At 50.8% G+C, this 21,235-nt stretch carries 19 protein-coding genes; 7 read left to right on the forward strand and 12 right to left on the reverse strand.

Annotated features, from left to right (window positions below; all coding sequences use genetic code 11):
• Nucleotides 1-73: 73 nt before the first annotated feature.
• Together Q8K39_RS17845 and Q8K39_RS17850 are read left to right on the forward strand one after the other, a co-directional pair.
• Entirely contained in the window at nucleotides 74-841 is a 768-nt protein-coding gene (locus tag Q8K39_RS17845) for an AraC family transcriptional regulator (protein ID WP_230413638.1), read from the forward strand.
• Between the two features lie 164 nt (nucleotides 842-1,005).
• Nucleotides 1,006-2,148, forward strand: coding sequence for an ABC transporter substrate-binding protein (locus Q8K39_RS17850; protein ID WP_305262312.1), 1,143 nt, complete (start codon nucleotides 1,006-1,008; stop codon nucleotides 2,146-2,148).
• A gap of 44 nt (nucleotides 2,149-2,192) precedes the next feature.
• Here the strand turns inward: Q8K39_RS17850 and Q8K39_RS17855 are convergent, their stop codons facing one another.
• Nucleotides 2,193-3,131, reverse strand: a complete 939-nt coding sequence (locus Q8K39_RS17855; protein ID WP_305262313.1) for a 4-hydroxyproline epimerase — start codon at nucleotides 3,129-3,131, stop codon at nucleotides 2,193-2,195.
• A 214-nt stretch (nucleotides 3,132-3,345) separates the two neighbouring features.
• Nucleotides 3,346-3,909, reverse strand: a complete 564-nt coding sequence (locus Q8K39_RS17860; RefSeq protein WP_305262314.1) for a hypothetical protein — start codon at nucleotides 3,907-3,909, stop codon at nucleotides 3,346-3,348.
• 164 nt (nucleotides 3,910-4,073) lie between these two features.
• On the opposite strand from Q8K39_RS17860, the gene Q8K39_RS17865 reads away from it, so the two are divergent.
• Together Q8K39_RS17865 and Q8K39_RS17870 are read left to right on the forward strand one after the other, a co-directional pair.
• The gene (locus Q8K39_RS17865) at nucleotides 4,074-6,092 is read left to right on the forward strand and encodes a TonB family protein (protein ID WP_305262316.1); all 2,019 of its coding nucleotides are present in this window, start codon (nucleotides 4,074-4,076) and stop codon (nucleotides 6,090-6,092) included.
• 70 nt (nucleotides 6,093-6,162) lie between these two features.
• A complete protein-coding gene (locus tag Q8K39_RS17870; RefSeq protein ID WP_305262318.1) occupies nucleotides 6,163-7,197 on the forward strand; it encodes a rhomboid family intramembrane serine protease in 1,035 nt (344 codons plus the stop codon).
• A gap of 286 nt (nucleotides 7,198-7,483) precedes the next feature.
• Here the strand turns inward: Q8K39_RS17870 and Q8K39_RS17875 are convergent, their stop codons facing one another.
• The gene (locus Q8K39_RS17875) at nucleotides 7,484-8,785 is read right to left on the reverse strand and encodes a hypothetical protein (RefSeq protein WP_305262320.1); all 1,302 of its coding nucleotides are present in this window, start codon (nucleotides 8,783-8,785) and stop codon (nucleotides 7,484-7,486) included.
• A 163-nt stretch (nucleotides 8,786-8,948) separates the two neighbouring features.
• Here Q8K39_RS17875 and Q8K39_RS17880 point away from each other — a divergent pair, with 163 nt between their 5' ends.
• Nucleotides 8,949-9,569 (forward strand): tRNA-uridine aminocarboxypropyltransferase, encoded by a 621-nt coding sequence (locus tag Q8K39_RS17880; RefSeq protein ID WP_305262322.1) that lies wholly within the window; start codon nucleotides 8,949-8,951, stop codon nucleotides 9,567-9,569.
• Nucleotides 9,570-9,708: 139 nt separating this feature from the next.
• Here Q8K39_RS17880 and Q8K39_RS17885 read toward each other — a convergent pair whose 3' ends face one another.
• From Q8K39_RS17885 to Q8K39_RS17910, 6 genes are all read right to left on the reverse strand, one after another.
• A complete protein-coding gene (locus Q8K39_RS17885) occupies nucleotides 9,709-10,620 on the reverse strand; it encodes a LysR family transcriptional regulator (protein ID WP_305262324.1) in 912 nt (303 codons plus the stop codon).
• 268 nt (nucleotides 10,621-10,888) lie between these two features.
• Nucleotides 10,889-11,866 carry an MBL fold metallo-hydrolase gene (locus Q8K39_RS17890; protein ID WP_305262325.1) on the reverse strand — a complete coding sequence of 326 codons (978 nt, stop codon included), beginning with the start codon at nucleotides 11,864-11,866 and terminating at the stop codon, nucleotides 10,889-10,891.
• Between the two features lie 18 nt (nucleotides 11,867-11,884).
• Nucleotides 11,885-12,373 (reverse strand): ester cyclase, encoded by a 489-nt coding sequence (locus Q8K39_RS17895; protein ID WP_305262327.1) that lies wholly within the window; start codon nucleotides 12,371-12,373, stop codon nucleotides 11,885-11,887.
• A 58-nt stretch (nucleotides 12,374-12,431) separates the two neighbouring features.
• On the reverse strand, nucleotides 12,432-13,355 hold the full coding sequence (locus Q8K39_RS17900) for an NADP-dependent oxidoreductase (RefSeq protein WP_305262329.1): 924 nt from the start codon (nucleotides 13,353-13,355) through the stop codon (nucleotides 12,432-12,434).
• Between the two features lie 575 nt (nucleotides 13,356-13,930).
• Nucleotides 13,931-14,557, reverse strand: a complete 627-nt coding sequence (locus Q8K39_RS17905) for a hypothetical protein (RefSeq protein ID WP_305262330.1) — start codon at nucleotides 14,555-14,557, stop codon at nucleotides 13,931-13,933.
• A gap of 137 nt (nucleotides 14,558-14,694) precedes the next feature.
• Nucleotides 14,695-15,393: an NADPH-dependent F420 reductase gene (locus Q8K39_RS17910; protein ID WP_305262332.1), complete on the reverse strand. Its 699-nt coding sequence runs from the start codon at nucleotides 15,391-15,393 to the stop codon at nucleotides 14,695-14,697.
• A gap of 112 nt (nucleotides 15,394-15,505) precedes the next feature.
• Between Q8K39_RS17910 and Q8K39_RS17915 the strand changes: the two genes are divergently transcribed.
• Nucleotides 15,506-16,396: a LysR family transcriptional regulator gene (locus Q8K39_RS17915; RefSeq protein WP_305262334.1), complete on the forward strand. Its 891-nt coding sequence runs from the start codon at nucleotides 15,506-15,508 to the stop codon at nucleotides 16,394-16,396.
• A gap of 91 nt (nucleotides 16,397-16,487) precedes the next feature.
• Here the strand turns inward: Q8K39_RS17915 and Q8K39_RS17920 are convergent, their stop codons facing one another.
• A complete protein-coding gene (locus tag Q8K39_RS17920) occupies nucleotides 16,488-16,943 on the reverse strand; it encodes a nuclear transport factor 2 family protein (RefSeq protein WP_305262336.1) in 456 nt (151 codons plus the stop codon).
• A gap of 251 nt (nucleotides 16,944-17,194) precedes the next feature.
• A complete protein-coding gene (locus tag Q8K39_RS17925) occupies nucleotides 17,195-19,177 on the reverse strand; it encodes an OPT family oligopeptide transporter (RefSeq protein ID WP_186952969.1) in 1,983 nt (660 codons plus the stop codon).
• 22 nt (nucleotides 19,178-19,199) lie between these two features.
• Between Q8K39_RS17925 and Q8K39_RS17930 the strand changes: the two genes are divergently transcribed.
• Nucleotides 19,200-19,460 (forward strand): hypothetical protein, encoded by a 261-nt coding sequence (locus Q8K39_RS17930; protein WP_305262339.1) that lies wholly within the window; start codon nucleotides 19,200-19,202, stop codon nucleotides 19,458-19,460.
• A gap of 88 nt (nucleotides 19,461-19,548) precedes the next feature.
• Here Q8K39_RS17930 and groL read toward each other — a convergent pair whose 3' ends face one another.
• Entirely contained in the window at nucleotides 19,549-21,201 is a 1,653-nt protein-coding gene (gene groL, locus Q8K39_RS17935) for a chaperonin GroEL (RefSeq protein ID WP_186952971.1), read from the reverse strand.
• Nucleotides 21,202-21,235: the final 34 nt, after the last annotated feature.

A 21,235-nucleotide genomic window follows, 5' to 3' on the forward strand; every position in this document is an offset into this window, starting at 1 on the left:
TAAATATATTTATAAATTACTTTAATCTCAATAAGATTGATGCTGATTACCCTTTGTATATGGAGTTGACCAATTGACGCTACCAGCCACCACTTTTCCTGCTCAGGAAAAACGCCAGCAAATGGCCAGCCAGATGGCGAATGTGTTTTTTTCTGAAAGTCTGTTCGATGCCATGTCGGACATCGTGTTTTTCGTCAAGGATAATGAGGGTCGTTATCTGGTGGTGAATCACACGCTCGTCAGGCGTTGCGGGGGCCGGGATAAGGATGCCCTGATAGGCAAAAAAGCCGAGGAATTGTTTCCGGCGACGCTGGCCGCCAGTTATGCTGCGCAAGACGCGCTGGTCTTGAGTGGCAAGAAAGAAATCCATGATCAGTTGGAATTACATCTTTATCCCAACCGCTCGCCAGGCTGGTGTCTGACGCAAAAAATCCCATTACGTGATACCCGTCATCAAATCATAGGCATGACCGGCATTTCACGTGACCTGGCCATGCCGGATCAACGTCATCCTGTGTATGCCAAGATTGCCGCTGCTGTAAAACATCTGCATCAGCACTATACGCAAACCATCGCGATGGCTGACCTTGTCAAGCTGACAGGTTTGTCGGTGGCGCAACTGGAACGTAATTTTCACAAGATATTCTCCCTGACCCCGAGACAGATGATGGTCAAGATTCGACTGGACGCAGCCTCCTCACTATTGGCCGAATCGCAATTAAGCATCACTGATATTGCGGTTGCCTGTGGTTATCAAGACCATAGCGCATTTTCCCGCATTTTCAAGGCGACAGTCGGGATGACACCCAGTGAGTACCGCGACGTTGTGGTGCGCACCTGAGAGAATTGAAATATTTCTTTTTGCTAACAAGATAGTCATTCAAATGACAATCTTTAACAAAAATGTGTTCTATTCTTTACGCAGTGTCTCGGGTGCTAACTTTGAGTCATAAAATCAAAACACCTCCTGGCATCTTGCACGGGAGGAAAAAAACTGGAGACAACATGTTTTTAAAATTGAATCGCTGCAAAGCGATGGCTAGGCTTTTGCTTGTGAATTTGATGCTGTGCTGCAGCGTCAGCGCCCATGCTGACGCGAATGACATCGTAATCGGCCAATCCACTGCGTTGACTGGCATCCTGGCTGAACTTGGCGTTGCCCATTCCACTGGTGCCAAAGCTTATTTTGACTATGTCAATTCTCAGGGCGGCGTGAATGGTCGCAAGATACGCCTGATCACTCTGGATGATGCCTATGACGCCACTAAATCCATCGCCAATGCGAAGCAATTAATAGAAAAAGAAAAAGCCGTCGCCTTGTTTGGCATGTTGGGCACGCCAGCCAATACAGCCTTGATCCCTTTACTGGACGAAGCAAACATACTGAGTTTTGCCCCGGTCACTGGTGCTGAAGTGGTGCGCAAGCCTTTTAATCGCCGCATTTTTAATATCCGCGCTGGTTATATTACCGAGACTGAAAAAATCATCGACCACCTGAGTGTGCGTGGCATCAAGAAAGTTGGTGTGGTGTTCCAGAATAATGCCTTTGGCAAGGAAGGCTTGGCGGGCATAGAGCAGGCGGCAGGCAAGCGCCAACTGAAGCTGGCTTCTACCGTCAGCATCAATAGTGACTCATCTGATCTGGAAAAAGCCGTCAGCACAATGGAAGCCGCCGATGTGCAATCCATCATCATGATCACGGCGGGCAAGCCTTCGAGTGATTTTATCCAGGCTTATAACAAGAAGGTCAAGGGCATGCAGTATTTTGCCTTGTCAGTACTGGCCTCGCAGGCAGGTATCAATGCCCTTGGCAAGGATGGTGTCGGCGTCATCATTTCACAAGTATTACCTTTCCCGTTTTCTGCGACTACCACGCTGGTCCGGGAGTACCAGAAAGTCATGAGCAAGATGGGCGTGAAAGAATACTCTTATCTGGGTATAGAAGGTTTTCTCGATGCTAAGGTGTTTGTTGAAGCCATTAAACGCGCAGGCAAGGATGTCAGCAGCGAACGCCTGATTACTGCACTTGAAGGCATGGGGCGAACTGACTTCGATGGCTTTATCGTTACCTTTGGCAAGAATAATCACCAGGGTTCTGATTATGCCGAGCTGACTGTAGTGTCAAAAGACGGGCGCTTTTTGCGTTGATTCTGGAAATGCCGCTTGATCGACTGTATCAAGCGGCAAGCAGACTAGCGTATGCCCCAGACAAAGGGGTCGCGTTCATCGAGCATTAACTGTGCTTCTGCATTGACAAAGGCGCTGCCCCGCAGGCTGGGCAGGACCTTGCCATCTTCTGCATAGCGATAGCTGGCTTCGAAGACGCTGCCGAGTATGCTTTCCTGCCGCCAGACCTGACCTTCTTCCAGCTTCTTATCCGCTGCCAGACAAGCCAGTTTGGCACTGGTGCCGGTGCCGCAGGGGGACCTGTCATAGGCTTTGCCGGGGCACAGCACAAAGTTCTGGCTGTGGTTGTCGGCTGATATCGGTGGACCAAATAATTCTACATGGTCGATCAATGCGCCGTTCTCGCCAGTGATGCCTTGGGCTTCCAGTGCTTTTCGGACTCGCCAGCTAAAGTCTGTCAATTGATCCACATTCGACAAGCGCAATTCTTGTCCGTGCTGGTTGATCAAAAAGAACCAGTTGCCGCCCCAGGCAATATCTCCACTCACTTGTCCATGCCCCGCGACATCGATTTGCACTGCCTGGCGATAACGGTAAGCCGGTACATTGTGTACCGTCACCGTGTTATCGGCATGCAGTTCTGCCTCTACGATGCCCACCGGGGTTTCTATCTTGTGCTTGCCTGCCGTGATATTGCCCTGATAAGCGAGGGTGACGATAAAACCTATCATGCCGTGGCCGCACATGCCCAGGTAGCCAACATTATTGAAAAAAATCACGCCAGCAGTACAAGATGGGTCATGTGGGGCGCAAGCCAGTGCGCCAACGATGACATCTGAACCACGCGGTTCGCAAACAGTGGCCGAACGATAATGATCATATTTGTCACGGAATACTTGCAGACGCGTAGCCAGGTCGCTAGTACCCAGATCAGGGCCGCCATCGACAATAATGCGCGTAGGTTCTCCACCAGTGTGTGAATCGATGACCGAGATTTTTTTCATGTTTTTGCCATTATGAAGGGGTTTGCCAGATAAGGGGCTTGTCAAATCAGGCAAGCCTGCATGCAGGGCGGCCTGATTTATGATGAATGCGAAAATGGCATCAGCTTACGCAAAGTGGCTATATTTGTCTTGACACAAATTTGGCAGACGCACGACGAAATCAGCATAGTCATGCTGATAATGGAAGACTCATTCCAGAGGGCAGATTTGCTACTCAGTCGACCTTGCCGGTATTCGCCAGATTCTTGTAGCGTGTGATTTGCTCACCCAGCATGCCGTTTACCATCGGTGCCATTTTGTCAAAACTGCCCGTCATATACCCGCCAACGCTATAAGTTAATACCAGTTTGCTCAATGCCTGGTTGTTGTCTGCCGTTTTTTGCGCAATAAAATCCCAGCTCATGCTACCTGCCAAGCCATGCGCCTGCATAGGCCCAAGTGCCCCTGTCATGCGCAAGGCTTTGCCCGGCGCAGCATGGACGACACTCATATGCTGGACACCGCCACCATTGGGGTACTTTTCACAAAAGCAGCCACCTGGTCTGGCATCGATGTTCAGGTTCTTGGTGTTCAAAGTATACGTATGCGAGGGATTCCACCAACTGCCGACATTCACCAGCAATTCATAAGCCTCTTCAGGCGGTATATTCAATTGCACTTCATGGCGAACCAGGAAACCATTGCTGCTGATATTGACAACTTCTGCCATGCTGGGTGCGCCAAGGACTGACAGACCGAGCAGGGCAGTGGCGACACAAATACGTAGTGAAGAGTTCATTTGCAGCTCCTTTTTGATTGTCCAGCAAGTTTAGGCGATGAATTTATGATGCTGAAGCACTTTTTTGATGCATACAGATGGTAAAGTACGTTTCGCATTTTGGCCATGCGATAATCTTTGCCATAAGCCTGTGCAAAACCTGAGGAATTGATTAAACCTGCTGCATGAATCTGTATCCAGACCAAACTGAACATACGATACCCAAAGAGATCAAGCAACGCCTGACTGGCGGATTGCTCATCTCTATCGCAGTGCATGCATTTATCCTGTCCCTGCAGTTTGGCTTGCCTGGCCTGGGTATGCCCGGCCTGGAAGCACCCTGGGCCAAACGCAGGGCTGAGTCGCCGCAAATCAGTATACAGATTGCCAATTCAACACCAGCCAGTAAGGCTGATGCTGCGGCACCTGCCAGTGTTGCGGCAAGTAGCGAAACCCCCACACCCGCCAAGCCTTTGCCACCACTTCCATCTACCAGGGAAGTGACGCCCAAGCCTGATCCTGCCAGCGCCAGCAGTGCCGTTGCACCACTGGCTGCTGCCAGCGACAAGACAGAAAGCAAGGCTGCCCTGACAGGCATACGTTTGATTGCGCCGCAAAAGGCGGCCCCTGTACCGGTTCCTGCACAAAGCAAGCCAGCCACCAGGCCGAGTGCTGCTCGCAAGGCCAAAACCAATACCACGCCACCTGCCGCGCAACAGCGCAAAGTACAAGCCCCCGATGTGGCCAGGGTGATTACCCAGGATATACAGCGCGATGACAGCTTCTCCATGGCCGTGCCCAATCCTGACGATATTCCCAAGAAAGCCGATGCAGAACCTGATCCCAGGAAGCAATATGACTCTGTAACACAAGAAGGCGTAGAGCAAGAAACACCACAAGAGTTGGAGGCAAAAACCCGCGAAAAAGAGCAAAAACGCAAGAAGCGTGAAGAACTCATGCGCAAACAAGCCGAAGACCTGGCGCGGCAAGTGGCTACAGATGGCAAGGCAGAACTTCAGCAAATAAGCAAGGAACTCGACGAAGAAAGCCGTAAAATTGCCGATGAAGCCAACCGCAAGCAGGCGGCTGCATTAGCCTTGCAAAAACAACTGGAAGCAGAAGAACAAAACCGGCGCGCCCAACGCGAAGCCGCACAGGCTGAAGAAATCAAACTGGCCGAACAAAAAAGCCAGGAAGATAGCAAGCGCCAGGAAGAAGAAAAACAACGCACGCAGCAATTGGCGCAGGCACAGCAGCAAGCAAAAGAACAACAAGTAAAAGAGCAGCAAGCGAAAGAGCTACAAGTCGCGCTTGAGGCAGAAAAACGCAAGCAGGAAGAGCAGCGCCAGCAAGCCGCCGTCCGCCAAAAGCAACAGGATGAACTGCTTGCCAAACAAAAATCTGAAGAACAGCTGGCAAAGCAAAAATCAGATGAACTGGTAGCAAGGCAAAAAGCGGACGAACAAGCGGCTCGCCAGCGGGTGGAGCAAGTCGCCGCAGAACAGCGTGCGCAGGCACAAACTCAAGCTGCAGCTCATGCCGCAGCGCAGGCACAGGCAGCCGCCTCCGCCAAAGCGGCAGCTCAGGCCGCAGCCAATAATCAAACTGCCAGCACTGGCATTAGTCCTGGCCAGAGTACAGGTCAAAGCGCAGGCCAGCAAAATAATGCGGGTGCTACTACCCCAGGCAATGGTACCGCTCAGGGTAACAAGTCTGACCCGTTTAGTTTGCCTAAGAATATACTGGGCAGTGACCTGGCCAATAAAGCCAGGGACCAGGCCCGTGGTATTGATCTATTGCGTGGTGCACCACCCGTAGTAAGCAGGGATGCAGAAGACAAGCCACGCCGCCGCAGCTTGTTTGGCAGTCAGGACAAAGACGTGCCTCTGCGTCTTTACATCGATAGCTGGAAACAAAAAATAGAGCGTAACGGTAGCCTGAATTATTCACAGCTTGCCAAAGACCGTGCGCGTGGCGACCCTGTCGTTGTGGTTTCCATCCGTAGCGATGGCAGCGTGGAAGACATCAGCATCGTTCGTTCAAGCGGCCGAGCCGACATCGACGAAGCGGTGCGCCGTATCGTGCGCCTCAACGCCAAATACGCAGCCTTCCCACCTAATATCGCTGCGCAATACGATGTCATCGAAATACGCCGCATCTGGAATTTTGAAGATAATCTGCGCCTGGTAGAAGAGTTGCGCTAATAACCAAGGTTCTTTCGCAAGGATGAGCACACCCAAAACATGGACGAATGGCTGATTTTTCTGATTGTCAATGACGCAAGCTAAAAACTATTCGATAGTATCCATCGCACTGATTGCAATGAGTGCTCTTGTCGCGCTGTTGTCCAGTTTTGGTACCTTGGCTGAAAGTTTACGTATCCTGTTCATCTCCGACCCTGACCAGTCAGGGTTTGCCAGTGTTTTTTCTGGCCAGATCTGGCGCTTGCTGACCCCGGCATTCATTCATTTCGGCCCCATGCATCTGATCTTCAATTTGCTGTGGGTGTGGGATCTGGGTATCGTGATTGAAAATAGAAAAGGGCCAGGTTTTTATCTGGGTTTTTTCGTCGTTGCAGCAGTCATTTCAAATGTTGCGCAATATTTGCTGACTAGTAACCCGCAATTTGGCGGTATGTCAGGCGTTGTTTACGGGCTGTTTTCTTATGTCTGGATACGCGGTCGTTATGACCCCGCATTCAATGGCATCATGCGCAAGGCAACCGTCAACATGATGCTGGCCTGGTTTGTATTGTGCTGGACAGGGCTGCTTGGCCCAATTGCCAACTGGGCGCATACCATGGGTCTGGTCGTTGGGGCTGTCTGGGCTTATCTGGAGTGCAAGAGCCTGCGACTAGACCAGACTTCCGCTTCGCTGCCTGCAAACAAAGTCCAGAGTCTGGAGTATTTTTCCACTGCCGACATACTGAAAGCCGAGGCTCTGAGGAGTTGGGTCAAAGACCAGTGTCTGCCAGAGGCAAGACAACAGTTTGACACGATAGACGGCAAGTTGAAAATCATCACCGCGATAATTCAGCAAAAAGGTATTGAGACACTTCCACCGCATGAAACTCAAGCACTGGAGATCGTATTTGCTGATGCCCTGGTACAAGAAACAGGCTTGAACTGGGCGGTGATTGATGATGATGATCAGCGAACATTTATCTTGCTCAAGTCTGGCACACCGCCGCTTAGTTTTAGCCTTGTCCCTGCCACCAGGATCGCGGAAGCCGTGAAGGATGGCAAGCTCAATGAACTATTCCAAACCAGTGTGCAAACCATACGCAACAGTCAGTTGCCGCAAACCTGATTTGATGCATCAATACATCACTCCGGGATAAATATCATGAGTATGCAAAAAACAGTCCGTGCCATCGCTATTTTTGATTTGCCAGGCTTTGATGCATGGCCTATTCCTTGAGAACAGAATATAAAACTGTATCGCAGACTCGCTATTGTGATCCGTAGTCTCTGGTGGAAGGCCGTGGCAATACCATCGATAGAGTGCCAGAGGGTAAGAAGAAAAAAACACATACCACTGGTAGAGATCAACTGAAAAATGCCAGCCTATGTCAGCAAGGCTGGCATATCCAGTATCAGGGCAAGGCTGCAGGTTTTGCCAGATAACTTGTGGAATAAGTCTTGAACTGCCCGCCGTCAGTATTGATAGAAGTCTGATTCACTTCACCTGTGCTGAACACGGCACCCAGGCCACCAACCGCCACCATTTCTGATGCATGCGTGAGGAAATACCGTACCTTATTGTCGCGGTATTTGCCTGACGAGCCACCTATTTGAGTCGATGGCACGCCCAGCGGGGTTTGCCACCATAGGACGGGTAATTGCAAGCCCTGATAATAAGTCTTGGCCAGTGCGAAATGTTCCTTGAAATTGGGGGAAGTCAGGTTGGACTCATCCCAGTACCAGCCTGTGCCAGCGCGCGTACAGTAAGACACTTGCGGTACAGTTTCAAAACAACCGCCATCTCTGTCCAGGGTTTGCATGACGATGAAATCTGCCTTGTCTGCACCCAGTTTCAACATGTAAGACATGGCTGTTGAATGCAAATCGCCAAACAGGGCAGGGGGGAAGCCGATATAGGCGTGTGGTGCAATCGCTCTAGCCATTTGCATCAGGCATTGACTAAGACCGGCGACACTATTTGGCTGGTTGCTGCAATCTGGATTGTTGCTGACTTGTGCTGATACTGTAGCCGGGTCGGCATTATTGGATATCCTCTGCGTATAACCCCAAAAGTCAGGCTCAAAATTGACCAGGGCAGGTTTGCCGTAAGCCTTGATTTGCTGGAACATCAGACGTACATTATCCCAATAGCCCTTCATGAAAGCAGTATTGGTCAAGCCACTCAGGTTACCGTCACCATTGCTGGCCATCTGATACAGGGTGAACATGGGAACAGCACCCAGCTTGTCGGCATTTTGCGCAACGATTTGCACATAAGCACCGGAAGGGCTGTTCCATGTCGGCCAGGAGCCTGCACCTACGCCGACCAGATATTGATCATAAATATCCGGGGTAATGCCTTGCTTTTGTATATCTGCCATGTCCGCACTGCCCAGACCAACCAGAAAGCGGCTGGACTTGCCCAACTTGGCAACCAGAGCAGCAGCTTTTTTCTCCAGAGTAACGACGGTGGTGCCTGTCGTTGTGCCCGTACCCGTAGTTGTGCCTGTACCAGTCGTAGTTCCAGTGCCGGTCGTAGTTCCTGTACCAGTCGTTGTACCTGTGCTAGTCCCGGTACCGGTTCCCGTTGTGGTACCTGTATTTGTTCCTGTACCTGTGGTAGTGCCGGTAGTTGTACCCGAGGTAGTCGTACCAGTAGTGGTTGCGGCAGTAGAGCTACCACCGCCGCCGCAGGCACTGGTAGCCAGTAACAAGCATGCTACAAGGAGAGTTGGGAGTTTCATAAGACTGGTTGTTGCGTCAATATTTCGTCAATGTTGCGTCAAAAGTATTTGTTCATGATAGACGAAGCTATCCATGCTTGCTTGTGTGCAGTCAAGGCTTGCCGCTTAAATAACAATCCTTCACAATGTTGGCATGCCAGAACCCAAGCCCCAAAGAAAAACCTGTCCACGCTGTTTCCGCCCGGCCAGTGCCTGCATATGCAACTGGATTTGCAGTATTGCCAATACGCCAGAAGTATTGGTATTGCAACATCCACTGGAAGTGAATAATGCCAAGGGCAGCGCACGCCTGTTGGACTTGTGCCTGCAAGATTCGAGAATGCTTGAAGCTGAGCAATTTGATGAACAATTATTGACCGGCCTGTTGCAAGCAAATGGCAAGCAAGCCGTCTTGCTTTATCCGGCAACCACGCAAAATGAAGCGGTTGACCTGCAACATGAGGCACCAGAATTTGTCTTGCAAGATTACGCGCTGGCGAATTTGCGGCTGGTGATTATCGATGCTACCTGGCGCAAGAGTCGCAAGATGTTATACCTCAACCCAGTCTTGCAGCAACTTCCGCGACTGAGCCTGCAAAACATGCCTGCCTCTCACTACCGCATCCGCAAAGCCCATGCGCCTGACCAGTTATCAACGCTGGAGGCCACCTGTTATGCGCTGATGCAACTGGAGCAGGATGAGGAAAAATACCAGCCGCTATTGCAGGCGTTTGATGGGTTTGTGGGGCAGCAGATGGGGTTTCGTTTAAAATAAAGCAAGCACCATAAGTGTGGGTTTCGATCTGTCAAACTATGATCAAATCAACAAACTACTATTGATATAGGTGGAGAATGGCGTAGGACTACAAAGTAATACTGATATGCCGCGAGGTTCAATCAGCACTACAGCCTTGTCAAAGTGCAGATGCCAATAAAGCAATTTGTTCTCGCAACCATTGCTGTGCTGGATGCATATCATTGCGTTTATGCCACATCAGATCATAGCTGATCGTTGGCATGGCAACGGGAGGTGTAAAAACAGCCAGTTTGCGCCAGTCGCGCGATTGCCTGGCAATGCGTTTCATCACTGTCGCCACCAGGTCTGTCTGTGCGACTACGGAGGGTGCCGCAAACATGTGTGGTAATGTGAGCCCTAATGTGCGGCGCTTGCCCAGATGTCCTAACGCTTGATCGACCATGCCATAGCGGTCACCTTCTGGCGATACCAGCAAATGAGTTAGCTTGAGGAAAGTTTGCATATTCATGCCGTCTGTCACCTCTGGATGGTCGCGACGGACAATAGTAATGAATTCGTCATACATGATTGTCCGGGTCAATATCCGCTTTTCTGCAACGGTGGGAGGCGCACCAACTGCGAGGTCTATCGTTCCTGCATCCAGCAAGTCGACTGCACTGTCGCGACTGCCGATACCATGCACGGCCAGGGATAATCCTTTTCCATGTTTTTCCATAGCTTTAACAATGATAGGAAGCAAGACAAAAGCAGGGTATTCAGACAGACCGAGTGTGAATGTTATTGACGCCTTTGCTGGTTCAAAATGTGGCTTCGGTAGCAGAGCTTGCTCTATCTGTTTGAGCGCCTGAGAGACTGGCTCCGCCAGATCTCTGGCTTTTGGCGTCAGCAGCAGACCATGTGCACTGCGCAGGAATAACTGATCATTGAAAAGCGTGCGCAGACGAGATAATGCCGCGCTCATCGCTGGCTGGCTAACACCGACATGGGCTGCTGCGCGTGTGACATTGCGTTCGTTGACAAGGGCGTCAAAGGCAGCAAGCAGATTGAGGTCTATCCCGTGAAAATCCATATTTCATCTATGCTTTATAGGTAGGTATCCGCTAGGCTGTTGTGAAGTCGTCGCAGATGACCGGGGCAGGGTATCAGGCATGTTCTAAAAGCTTGTTGTTGAAAGCGAGTGTATCAAATAATCGAAGCGAGTTTCACAACGATAGCCTGAGACCCACCCGCTTTGCGGCATAAAGAAATGGGGGAAGCGCTGATCAGATGATTGCGCATCAGAACCTGAACTAAAGTTGTTCGCTTCACTTGACCAGAGATTCCCTCGCCCTTTAATGTTACTTGCGACACAGACGCTCGTAGTACACCTGAATTTCCATGCCTATCCAGTCCTTCAGGTCCCAGTCGGGGTGTTGGGCTGTCAGGACGGGTGTTAACTCTTTCTGGATATCAGGAAGGAGCTTACCAGCGGTACATAGCTTGATCACCTCTTCACGGGCGAAATCCATATGCTGTGCTGACGCGTCCAGGTCTGCTCGGGTACCTATGTTGCCGTGTCCAGGAATGACGATTTTAGGATTGCTAGCGGCGACCTTGCGAAAAATCTCGCGCCAGTTCAAAGGATCGACATCAGTGTCTTGCAGATCGGGAAACCAGGGCATGATAGGGAAAGAGTTTGTTTCCAGCAGATCACCTAATATCACAACCCCTTGTTCTGGAATCGAGATAACCTGGTCTCCGAGCGTGTGCGCAGCCTGGTAGTAATGGAGCTTTACCACGCGGCCACCAAGATCAATCGACGCTTCATTGTCGTAAGTAATATCCGGTTCTACGAAATTCACATCTTTCATTGCTTCGCTGACGGCCAGTTTTTCAGAGAAAAGTGTTCGGAAAATGGGCCCTTTTTTCAGTAATTCATCACGTTGAGCGCGGTTGTAGATGATGGTCGCCTGGCCCTTGAAAACTTGCGCACCGAAACCGTGTTCGGGATGAAAGTGCGTGACAGTCAGATACATTTTTTTGTTACCTGCCAGTCTGCGTGCTTCTTGCAACACGAGCTCAGCGCTTGCTGTACCAAGGCCAGTATCAACGATCAGGACAGCATCCTTGCCAGTGATGATAGTGACATTGGGCACCAGGAAAATGTGCTGTCTGTCTTCGATCACATGCACACCAGGGCTGACCTCAGTGATGTTGGCGAGACTGACTATTTTTTCTTTTGAAATATCACTATTTGCCGCGAACGCAATTGGGGCGGCGAAGGTAGACGCCATCGAAGTAGCCAGGAAGAGAGCAGCGAGTTTGATTTTTTTCACGAAATTTCCTCCTGGTGATTACTTGGTTTTGAGTTGTTCAATCGCGCCATGCCAGTCTTCGACATGATATGACTTGACGATCTTGTGGTTTTCGACGGTATGAATGTCGATGGACATGATGTTGAAGCTGCGGTCGGATGGTTCCACTCCCAGGAATGGCCGCACAGGTTTTGCACTTGCGTGCCCGCGGACAACATAGCGGTTGCCAATATGAAGAATTTCTTCAATCTTCCAGGTGAGGTTAGGAACGATGCTACCGGTGCCCTGTAGTTGTTTTAAAAATTGGTCGCGTGTTTTTGCGACGCTGGCATAGTCGCCTCTGCTTTGCCAGTCAGGCGCAAGCACTTCTTCCATTCTGGCTGGCAGATCGGCGCTGGTGGTGCCGCTCAATAGTTTGCTGTAGAACGCTTCGACAACAGCGCGGTCATCATCTGCTTTGGCAGCATGGGTGGTAAATGCACTGGCGAAGATAGTAAGTGTAAGGATGAAGCGGGTAATCTTGGTCATGGTAGGTAGGCTAAGTATGTTGGCTCATTTAGGGATTGATCATGGTTACTTGATATGTTCAGGTTCCGATGCTGATGACGACCTTGCCACGGGAATGGCCGGCGGCTACCCGCTCAAGGGCGTCATGCGCCAACTCCAGAATATGAGTCGAGTCGAGTTGTACGCGCAGGCGTTTAGCGTCAACTTCTTTCAGCAGATCTGACAAGATGGATGCATCATGTTTGATTGCGGTGAAAACACCCTGAATGGCATTGCGTGGCTGGATGGTGTTATCAACGATGGATACTATCGTTCCTCCTGGCCGGACTGTTGCCCAGGAGCGTTCCAGGGTTTCGCCCCCACGAGTATCCAGTACCAGATGCATGCCCTGGAGATGTTGCAGGAGTTCTTCATCGTGATAGTCCAGGACGACATCGGCTCCGAGTTCGCGTATCAGGTCCGCGTTGCGGGCAGAGGCTGTGGCGATAACATAGGCACCTGCCTGCTTGGCAAGTTGCACCGCAAAACTGCCGACGCCGCCAGCGCCAGCATGGATGAGGACGTGCTGTCCTTGCATTAATTTGCCAACACTGAACAGGGCCTGCCTGGCAGTTCCTGCCGCAGTTGGCAAGGCACTTGCCTGCTCATCACTGACGCTGGCCGGGATATGGCACAGGAGTTCCGCTGGTACGGCGGTATATTCTGCAAATGCGCCACCAGCAGTCGGATTCAGACGACCAGCCACGCGATCGCCATGCTTGAAACCAGTAATGCCGTCACTGGTAGTTTCAACAATGCCTGCAAAGTCAGTCCCCAATGTGTAAGGAAAATTCACGGGAAATGCCGCCTGCTTTTGGCCTGCCAGAATTTTTAAATCCAGCGGATTCACTGACGCTGCTGTGATGCGTACTAAAACTTGATGGGCCGCTAAAGTTGGGACTGGAACTTCATCCAGGCTGGCTGCCGATAGCAGGCCAAATTGACGAATGGTCAGTGCTTTCATGCTTATCTTTCGAAAAATTTGAGAAGAGTTGATGGATAAATGATAGGGGCGCAGCTAATATCCGTCCAATAAATAGCAGGTATAAATGATTATTTGGAATATGGATAATGCGTGAGCTGTGCGTGCTCACCATTGAATCGAATTGATATGGCGAATACCGATATTCTTTGATAACTCGCCCTGGAAGAATATCAGCCGGTAGTAAATGGAATGCCCCCAAAATCATGGATACCCTCATGCAGGGAAGTGTCGTGCAACTTGCTCTTTAGCGAGGATTGCGATCAGGCAGGATGAGCTTATGAGGGGATGAAGGAAAATGGCTGTCCATCCCGACAATTTTGCAAGATGATTAAATTCAAAGCTGGCAAAATCTATAGGGCAGAAGGTGCGTCCCTGGCACTCTCAGGCAGATAGCACCAATTATTCGCGGTGTATGCCAGTCAGGTTGGGTGCCAGGACGACAGTGGTGTTGGATTAAGTTGATGGCTTCTGGAATTTTCAGCAGGTATCGAATGCTTGTGGATTATCGCGGACTTTATTGAAAGCCTTTACTTCCATTGATCATAAAAATGGCATCACTGTGCATTGCGACGGGTATAAATGTACTGATGCGCGAGCCATTTTGTGCCGCTACCATCGGCAAGTATGAAATATTGGTTCTTGATTTCCTTGTCTGGACTTGGCTTTTCGATGATTTGCTCCATCCTTAACAATTGACCAGTGACCAAGTTGCCACTGCCGGGAACAACAAATGGGTCGAACTGCGTACGGATGCGATCGACAGGGTCTTTGTCGAAGCTCCAGGCTGGCATCAGGCCAACTGCTAAGCGGGTGTCCATCGACAGGTATTCCCAGCGACCCGTCACACGGTTGAACCCAAGATAATCCAGGCGATTCACGCCTTTGTCGGCTGTATCTGATGAGGGATGTAGTAGCTCTTGCAGATATAAGCCGACCATCCGTCTTTCGGCAACCTGGCCGCGGATGATTTCTGGTGTCGCACCAGGACGTGACCAGGCCGTTTCAACGACATCCCACAGACCGACACGGCTGGCAAGTGCTTCACCCTCCCGGCCCAGAATATTCATATTGGCAGGCGTGATATCTGTGGCCGCTGGCACCGTAGCCGTTTGTGCATGTACAGACATGCTAAAGATGGTATTGATGGCAGCAAAAAGTGCAAGTTTTACAAAGTTGTGCATGGCAATTTTCCAATAGAAATAAATTTGTCTCATATGCGATTCTGGCGCGGACTTATCTTGCAACTTCCCGCGCTGGAGTCCGGCAAAGGTTGAATACCGTGATATCGCAAATATAATCAAGGTGGCGTGGCCAGGGATCAGGCTGGTGATTCGAAAGTGCCTGGACTATTCACGGTAGCTCGCCATTCCGGTGTCCGTTCCTGGCTTGCTTCTGACAATGCCTTTCGCACCCCGGCGGCATCGTAGTCTTTCAAATAGCCCGGTGATCCTGGTTGCTGGCGCCATGACTGCGCAATCGAACCTGCGTCAACTGCTTCAAAACCGATTTCTTCGACAAGGTGCATGACGGCTGTTTTGGCCTTCACATCATCGCCAGCGACTGCCAGAGCGACGAGGTTAGTACGCGTATCCGGCTTACCCATGTTTAGCAGGTGATCTGCCAGTATGCTGTTGAATACTTTGATCACTGGACGTCCAAGCTGCTGCTCAACCCAGGCGCTTTCTGTCATTCCAGCCTCGACTTCGACGATCAAACCGTCACGGTGCTGTGGATAATAGTTGCTGGTGTCGATGACTATCAAGTCTGCAGGGGCATTGCTGAACAGGTCTTTGGGCAGGCTGGCGACTGCTATCATGGGGATGGTCACGACCACAATCTCACTATCCTGCACTGCTTGAGTGATCGTCACTGGACTTGCACCAGTTTCATTTGCCAAATCCTGCAGCGAAGATGGGCCACGTGAGTTGGCTACCGCCACATCGTGTCCTGCTTTGGTGAACAAACGTGTCAGGGTGCCACCGATATTGCCGGAGCCGATAATTCCGATTTTACTCATGATGTCTTTCCTTATTTAACGCCGCCTCTGGGGCTGAGACGGTGATATTATTCCTATCAGAATCGCGCATAAATGCTGATGTGAGTATGTGTGTAACAACCAGGAGTGTGTAATGGATAGGCTCGCAAGCATGGCCGCCTTTGTCAAAACAGTGGAAGTTGGCTCTTTTGCCGCGGCTGCCAGTGCGCTGAACATGTCGCCCCAGATGATCGCCAAGCATGTCAGCTGGCTGGAAAGCCGTCTCGGTACACGACTGATTAACCGGACAACCCGGCGACAAAGCTTGACGGATATAGGCAAGGCCTATTACGACCGTTGCAAAATGGTGCTGGCCGATGCTGACTGGGCTGATTCGCTTGCCGATGAGGTAGCAGGAACACCAAAAGGGCGCTTGCGTATCAATGCACCCGTGTCGTTTGGCACGTATGCGCTGACACCCGTCATTGCCCGTTATTTGCGGCATTACCCGGAAGTGGAGATTGATCTGGTCTTGAGCGACCGCTATGTTGATCTGGTTGATGAAGAGTTTGAGGCGGTGTTTCGCATAGGCCGCTTGAACGACTCCAGCTTTATCGCGCGCCAGCTTGCGCCGTTTGGTCTGGTCGCCTGCGCATCACCAGACTATCTCAAAGAAAGAGGTATACCCAATACACCGCTTGATCTGGAAAAACACGAGTGCCTGGCTTATGCATCCAGCACTGGTTCAACCGCCAGCGAATGGCGGTTTATGCGCGGAGCAGAAAAATACCAGGCCAAGGTCAGGCATCGTTTGCAACTCAATGATGCGAAGGCATTGTTGGTCGCCGCCTTGAATGGCGCGGGAGTGGCTTATATCGCTGAGGATCTTGCGCGTGAAGAGCTACGCTCTGGGCGTCTCATCAAAGTCTTGCCTGATTATGAAACTCCTTCGCGGCCTGTGCATCTTATCTACCATCCTGGCCGCGGACAAACTCCCAAGCTAAAGAGTTTTATTGCCACAGTGGTCAGCGAGCTTGGTACATAAGCCATATCCCGTTTTCCTATTGAATCGAATCCCTGCCTATTTAGACAATCAATAGGCTCGACCGCGGGGCAGGGCCGTATTCCATTCTCAACTAACTGCTCTTCTTTGGCTTGCTATACCAAAGCGCATTCACAATAATCCAGCGGTCTTCAAATCTGCCCATGTGGAAATAATCGACAAACCACGGGGTTTCCAGGCGCACTGAGGCGGCTTTGTCTGTCACGTCGAGGACGGTACAGGTGCGGCTCCATTCTGCCTTTGGCGTTTTAAGTGCGCCTGCTTTGGTCAGGTTGACCAGTTCTTCTTTGGACATGCGTCGCAGACCCAGGCGTTCGTCTGGCGTGTCGCCGATCACGGCACGCTTCGCCAGGTCTGGATGTAGCGACCGGGCTACCCGTTTGGGATCTGCTTCCAGTTGGCCATCGATATAGTCGTAGCAAGTGGCTTCGATTGCTGCAATGGTGGCAGCATCTGCGGTGGATGGGGTTTGATTGGTGCCAGGGCTGGCGTAAAAGGTAGCTGCGACGAAAAGGCTCACAAGGGACATGGTTTTTGGCTCCTGATTAGGTGCAGCTTTTATAGGATTGATTAAGGGACGAAATAAAGAATGACATGTTTGATGACACTTTAGCAGTACTCAACTTGCCTGGGCCTTGCTTAAGCAAGCGCATCCATTTACCTTGACCCTGAATATTCATGTTGGTTCCTGGAAGTTGTTCACATTGCTATCGTCAGGAAAAATCTTCACAGCCATAAAAAAGCCCCGCGAGAAGCGGGGCCAGTAGTATCAATTCAAGATTACATCAGCACATTGATGATCGCATTACCGATACCAATCAATGCTGCACCAGAGATCAGGCCAGCGCAGATAGGTTCACAGCCTTCTACCCAGAAGTCATGACCTTTGCTGCCAGGTGTGCTGTTCTTGCGACCCATCCACCAGAATATGGCTGCACCTATCCACATCGCCAGGCAAGACTCTGGTGGCAGGATGACGCCCAGGCCGATGGAAACAGCGGACAACGGGAAGCGGCCCTTGGTAAAGATGCGGGCAAGTTCGATGATGGTGGCGGCGACTGCTGCCACGATGATGCCGGTGATAGCAGAGGCTGGAAGGCTGCTGAAGCCTTTGGCGATCAGTTCGGCCACGCCTTTCCATTGCATCGCACCGGGGAATGCGAACTTGTCGGAGACGATAGTGGCGGTGGAACGTATGCCATCTGCATCAGGCGGCAGGAACAGCAGGAAGTACAAGGGAACGCAAGCCAGCGCGCCAGAGAAGATGCCGATGATATGGCCTATCGCTTGCTGCCTTGGTTTCGCACCTAGCATATAGCCAGGTTTGATGTCGGACAGCAGGTTGGAAGCATTCGATGCCACTTCTGCCGTCATGCCGGCAGGTATCAGGTTGTTGGCTGGGTTTGTGCTGTCGATGGCACCCATGCTGAACTGGGTGATCTTTGACAGTGTGCCTGTCGGTGTCCAGGATGTCAGTGCCATTGCATTGGCGCAGATAATGGTCAGGATGAATACCAGCGGCAGGGTGATGATGGACATCAGCCACGGCACACCAAAGAATTCATGGGTGGTCCAGGCAGCCAGGATACTGAAGATGGGTATACCTATGTAAGAGACAATCAGTGGTACTTCAATATGATCGAGAATGGTGCTGGTCTGGTCAGGCACTTTCTTTTGTTCGGATTTTTTGAACAGGCTGGTGAACAGTTCAGGCTTGGCGGCCAGGCTGATGAAAGAAGCGACCACCATCATGGAAACCGCCCACCATAAGCCCCATTGATTGACGATCTCGGTACGCGAGATTGGCACCAGTTTGCCGCTAGGAGCTATACGCTCGACGATGTCGCCGCGCTGTATCATCCACGGTGCGAGGAAAACGAAATTGATGATGGTGCCCAGCAAAACGCTGCTGGCAACACGGATACCCATCAGGCCACCGACGCCCAGCATGGCAGCATCCAGGGTAAAGCGCAGACCAAGGGCACGGAAATCCGTGCCCAGGATTTTTGGGATCAGCATGTCATATTTGACGGCTGCAGTGTAATAGTAGTAATCGACACGTTCCTGAAAGTGCCAGGCTTCTGTCATGCCCGCCCATTTATCCATACGCAGGATTTTGAACTGGATGAACTTCATCCAGCCATCGCTGGTAATCATCTGGTAAATTGCTGTCCACATGGCTGTGAAAGCCATCAGGCGCGCCTTGTACATGCCACTGGCAGCTTCGCCGGTATATACCGCATCCAGCACCACGCCACAGGCTCGGCCTTCAGGGAAAGGTAGTTGGTCTTCATTGATGAAGCGACGCTTCATCGGGAAGGCCACCAGTACACCCAGGATGGAGCAGATACTCATCCATACCACCAGGTGCCACCAGCTGACTACTGTACCGCTAATCAGCATATAGGCTGACAGCACGGTATTGAGTGGCATGGTCATGTAACCGGCAGCTGTCGCGATGGATTGCGTGCAGTTGTTTTCAAGGATGGTGAAATCCTTGGCGAGACCCAGGTTGGCAAGGATTTTGAAAATCGCAAAGGCCAGGATGACCGAGGTCAGGCCGACGCCAATGGTGATACCGGTCTTGGCACCAATGTATAAAGCGGTTGCCGACAATATGCCGCCAAGCAAAAAGCCTGTGAATGCCGAGCGTATGGTCAACTGTGCCATGTCTCCACGATAGATATTGGCAAACCACCACTCGTCCTTTTGGGCGCGGGTCCAGGTTCGTATTTGCTCTTCGCTTAATTGTTGCAGCGCCATATTTTCTCCAAAGCGGGTTGTCGTGCTTGAAATGATGCCCAGCCCCTTGATGCATATGCAAGCTTATTGCAAATATGAAACTCAGAGCCGGAAATATGAAAATTTTCTTTCAGGTGCGGCAGTATCCAAGCGACAGATGTTTTCTGTCAAGCACGGGAAAGAAAAAGTTTATATATTTGTTGCTGCCTGGGTAGAGAGCGGAGATTTGAAGCTTCTTTTGCTTGAGTCTGCGGGAAATTATTGGCTATTTAATCCGCTTTGCTGCAGTTCATATATTGATTGATACAAGCAACAAAAAACCCCGCAACTTGCGTTGCGGGGTTTTGAGCAATGTGACTCTCGGTTAGATCACTGAGAGTAGCACGCAGCTATTACATCATGCCGCCCATACCACCCATACCGCCCATGCCACCCATATCACCACCCATGCCGCCGCCTGCTTTGTCGTCAGGCAATTCAGCAACCAGCGCATCAGTAGTCAGGATCAGGCCAGCAACAGATGCTGCATTTTGCAATGCAGAGCGAGTTACTTTAGCTGGATCGAGAATACCCATTTCTATCATGTCGCCGTATGTGTCATTGGCAGCATTGAAGCCGTAGTTGCCTTTGCCATTGATGATAGCATTAACAACAACACTAGGTTCGCCACCGGCGTTAGCAACGATTTCACGCAAAGGTGCTTCGATTGCTTTCAGAACCAGTTTGATGCCTGCTTCTTGATCTGGATTGTCGCCTTTGATTTCGCCAGCAGCTTGACGTGCGCGCAGCAGGGCAACGCCACCGCCAGGAACAACGCCTTCTTCTACGGCAGCGCGAGTTGCATGCAGAGCATCTTCAACGCGGGCTTTTTTCTCTTTCATTTCAACTTCAGTTGCAGCACCAACCTTGATCACAGCAACGCCGCCTGCCAGTTTGGCAACGCGTTCTTGCAGTTTTTCACGGTCGTAGTCAGAAGTTGCTTCTTCGATTTGCGCACGGATTTGTTTAACGCGTGCTTCGATACCTACAGCCTGGCCAGCGCCATCGATAACGGTGGTGTTTTCTTTACCGATTTCGATACGCTTAGCTTGACCCAGATCAGCCAGAGTCGCTTTTTCCAGTGTCAGGCCAACTTCTTCAGCAATCACTTGACCACCGGTCAGGATAGCGATGTCTTCCAGCATGGCTTTGCGACGGTCACCGAAGCCTGGAGCCTTAACAGCTGCAGTTTTCAGGATGCCACGGATGTTGTTCACAACCAGAGTTGCCAGCGCTTCGCCGTCTACATCTTCAGCGATGATCAGCAGTGGGCGACCGGATTTTGCAACTTGTTCCAATACTGGCAGCAGGTCACGGATGTTCGAGATTTTTTTGTCGAACAACAGGATGAACGGGTTTTCCAGGATAACGGATTGTTTTTCTGGATTGTTGATGAAGTATGGTGACAGATAGCCACGGTCAAACTGCATACCTTCAACGATGTCGAGTTCGTTGTCCAGGGATTTGCCGTCTTCAACAGTGATCACGCCTTCTTTGCCGACTTTGTCCATTGCTTTGGCAATGATGTCGCCGATGTTTGCATCGGAGTTGGCAGAGATGGAACCAACTTGAGCGATTTCTTTGTTGGTTGTTGTTGGCTTGGACAGAGTTTTGATTTCAGCAACGATGGCTGTAACCGCTTTGTCGATACCGCGTTTCAAGTCAGTTGGGTTGAAACCAGCTGCTACATATTTGAAACCTTCGCGAACGATGGCTTGTGCCAGAACTGTCGCTGTAGTTGTACCGTCACCAGCGTTGTCAGAAGTGCGGGAAGCCACTTCTTTCACCAGTTGTGCACCCATGTTTTCCAGCTTGTCTTTCAGTTCGATTTCTTTAGCTACAGAAACACCGTCTTTGGTTACTGTAGGCGCGCCGAAAGAGCGTTCCAGAACTACGTTACGGCCTTTAGGGCCCAAAGTTACTTTAACTGCGTTCGCCAGGATGTTGACGCCATTGACGATTTTCGCACGTGCGTCATCACCAAAAATTACTTGTTTAGCTGCCATATTAATTCTCCGAATTCTTTAATTGATATCGTGG

The organism is Undibacterium sp. (assembly GCF_030683615.1).
Classification (GTDB): Bacteria; Pseudomonadota; Gammaproteobacteria; order Burkholderiales; family Burkholderiaceae_D; genus Undibacterium; species Undibacterium umbellatum.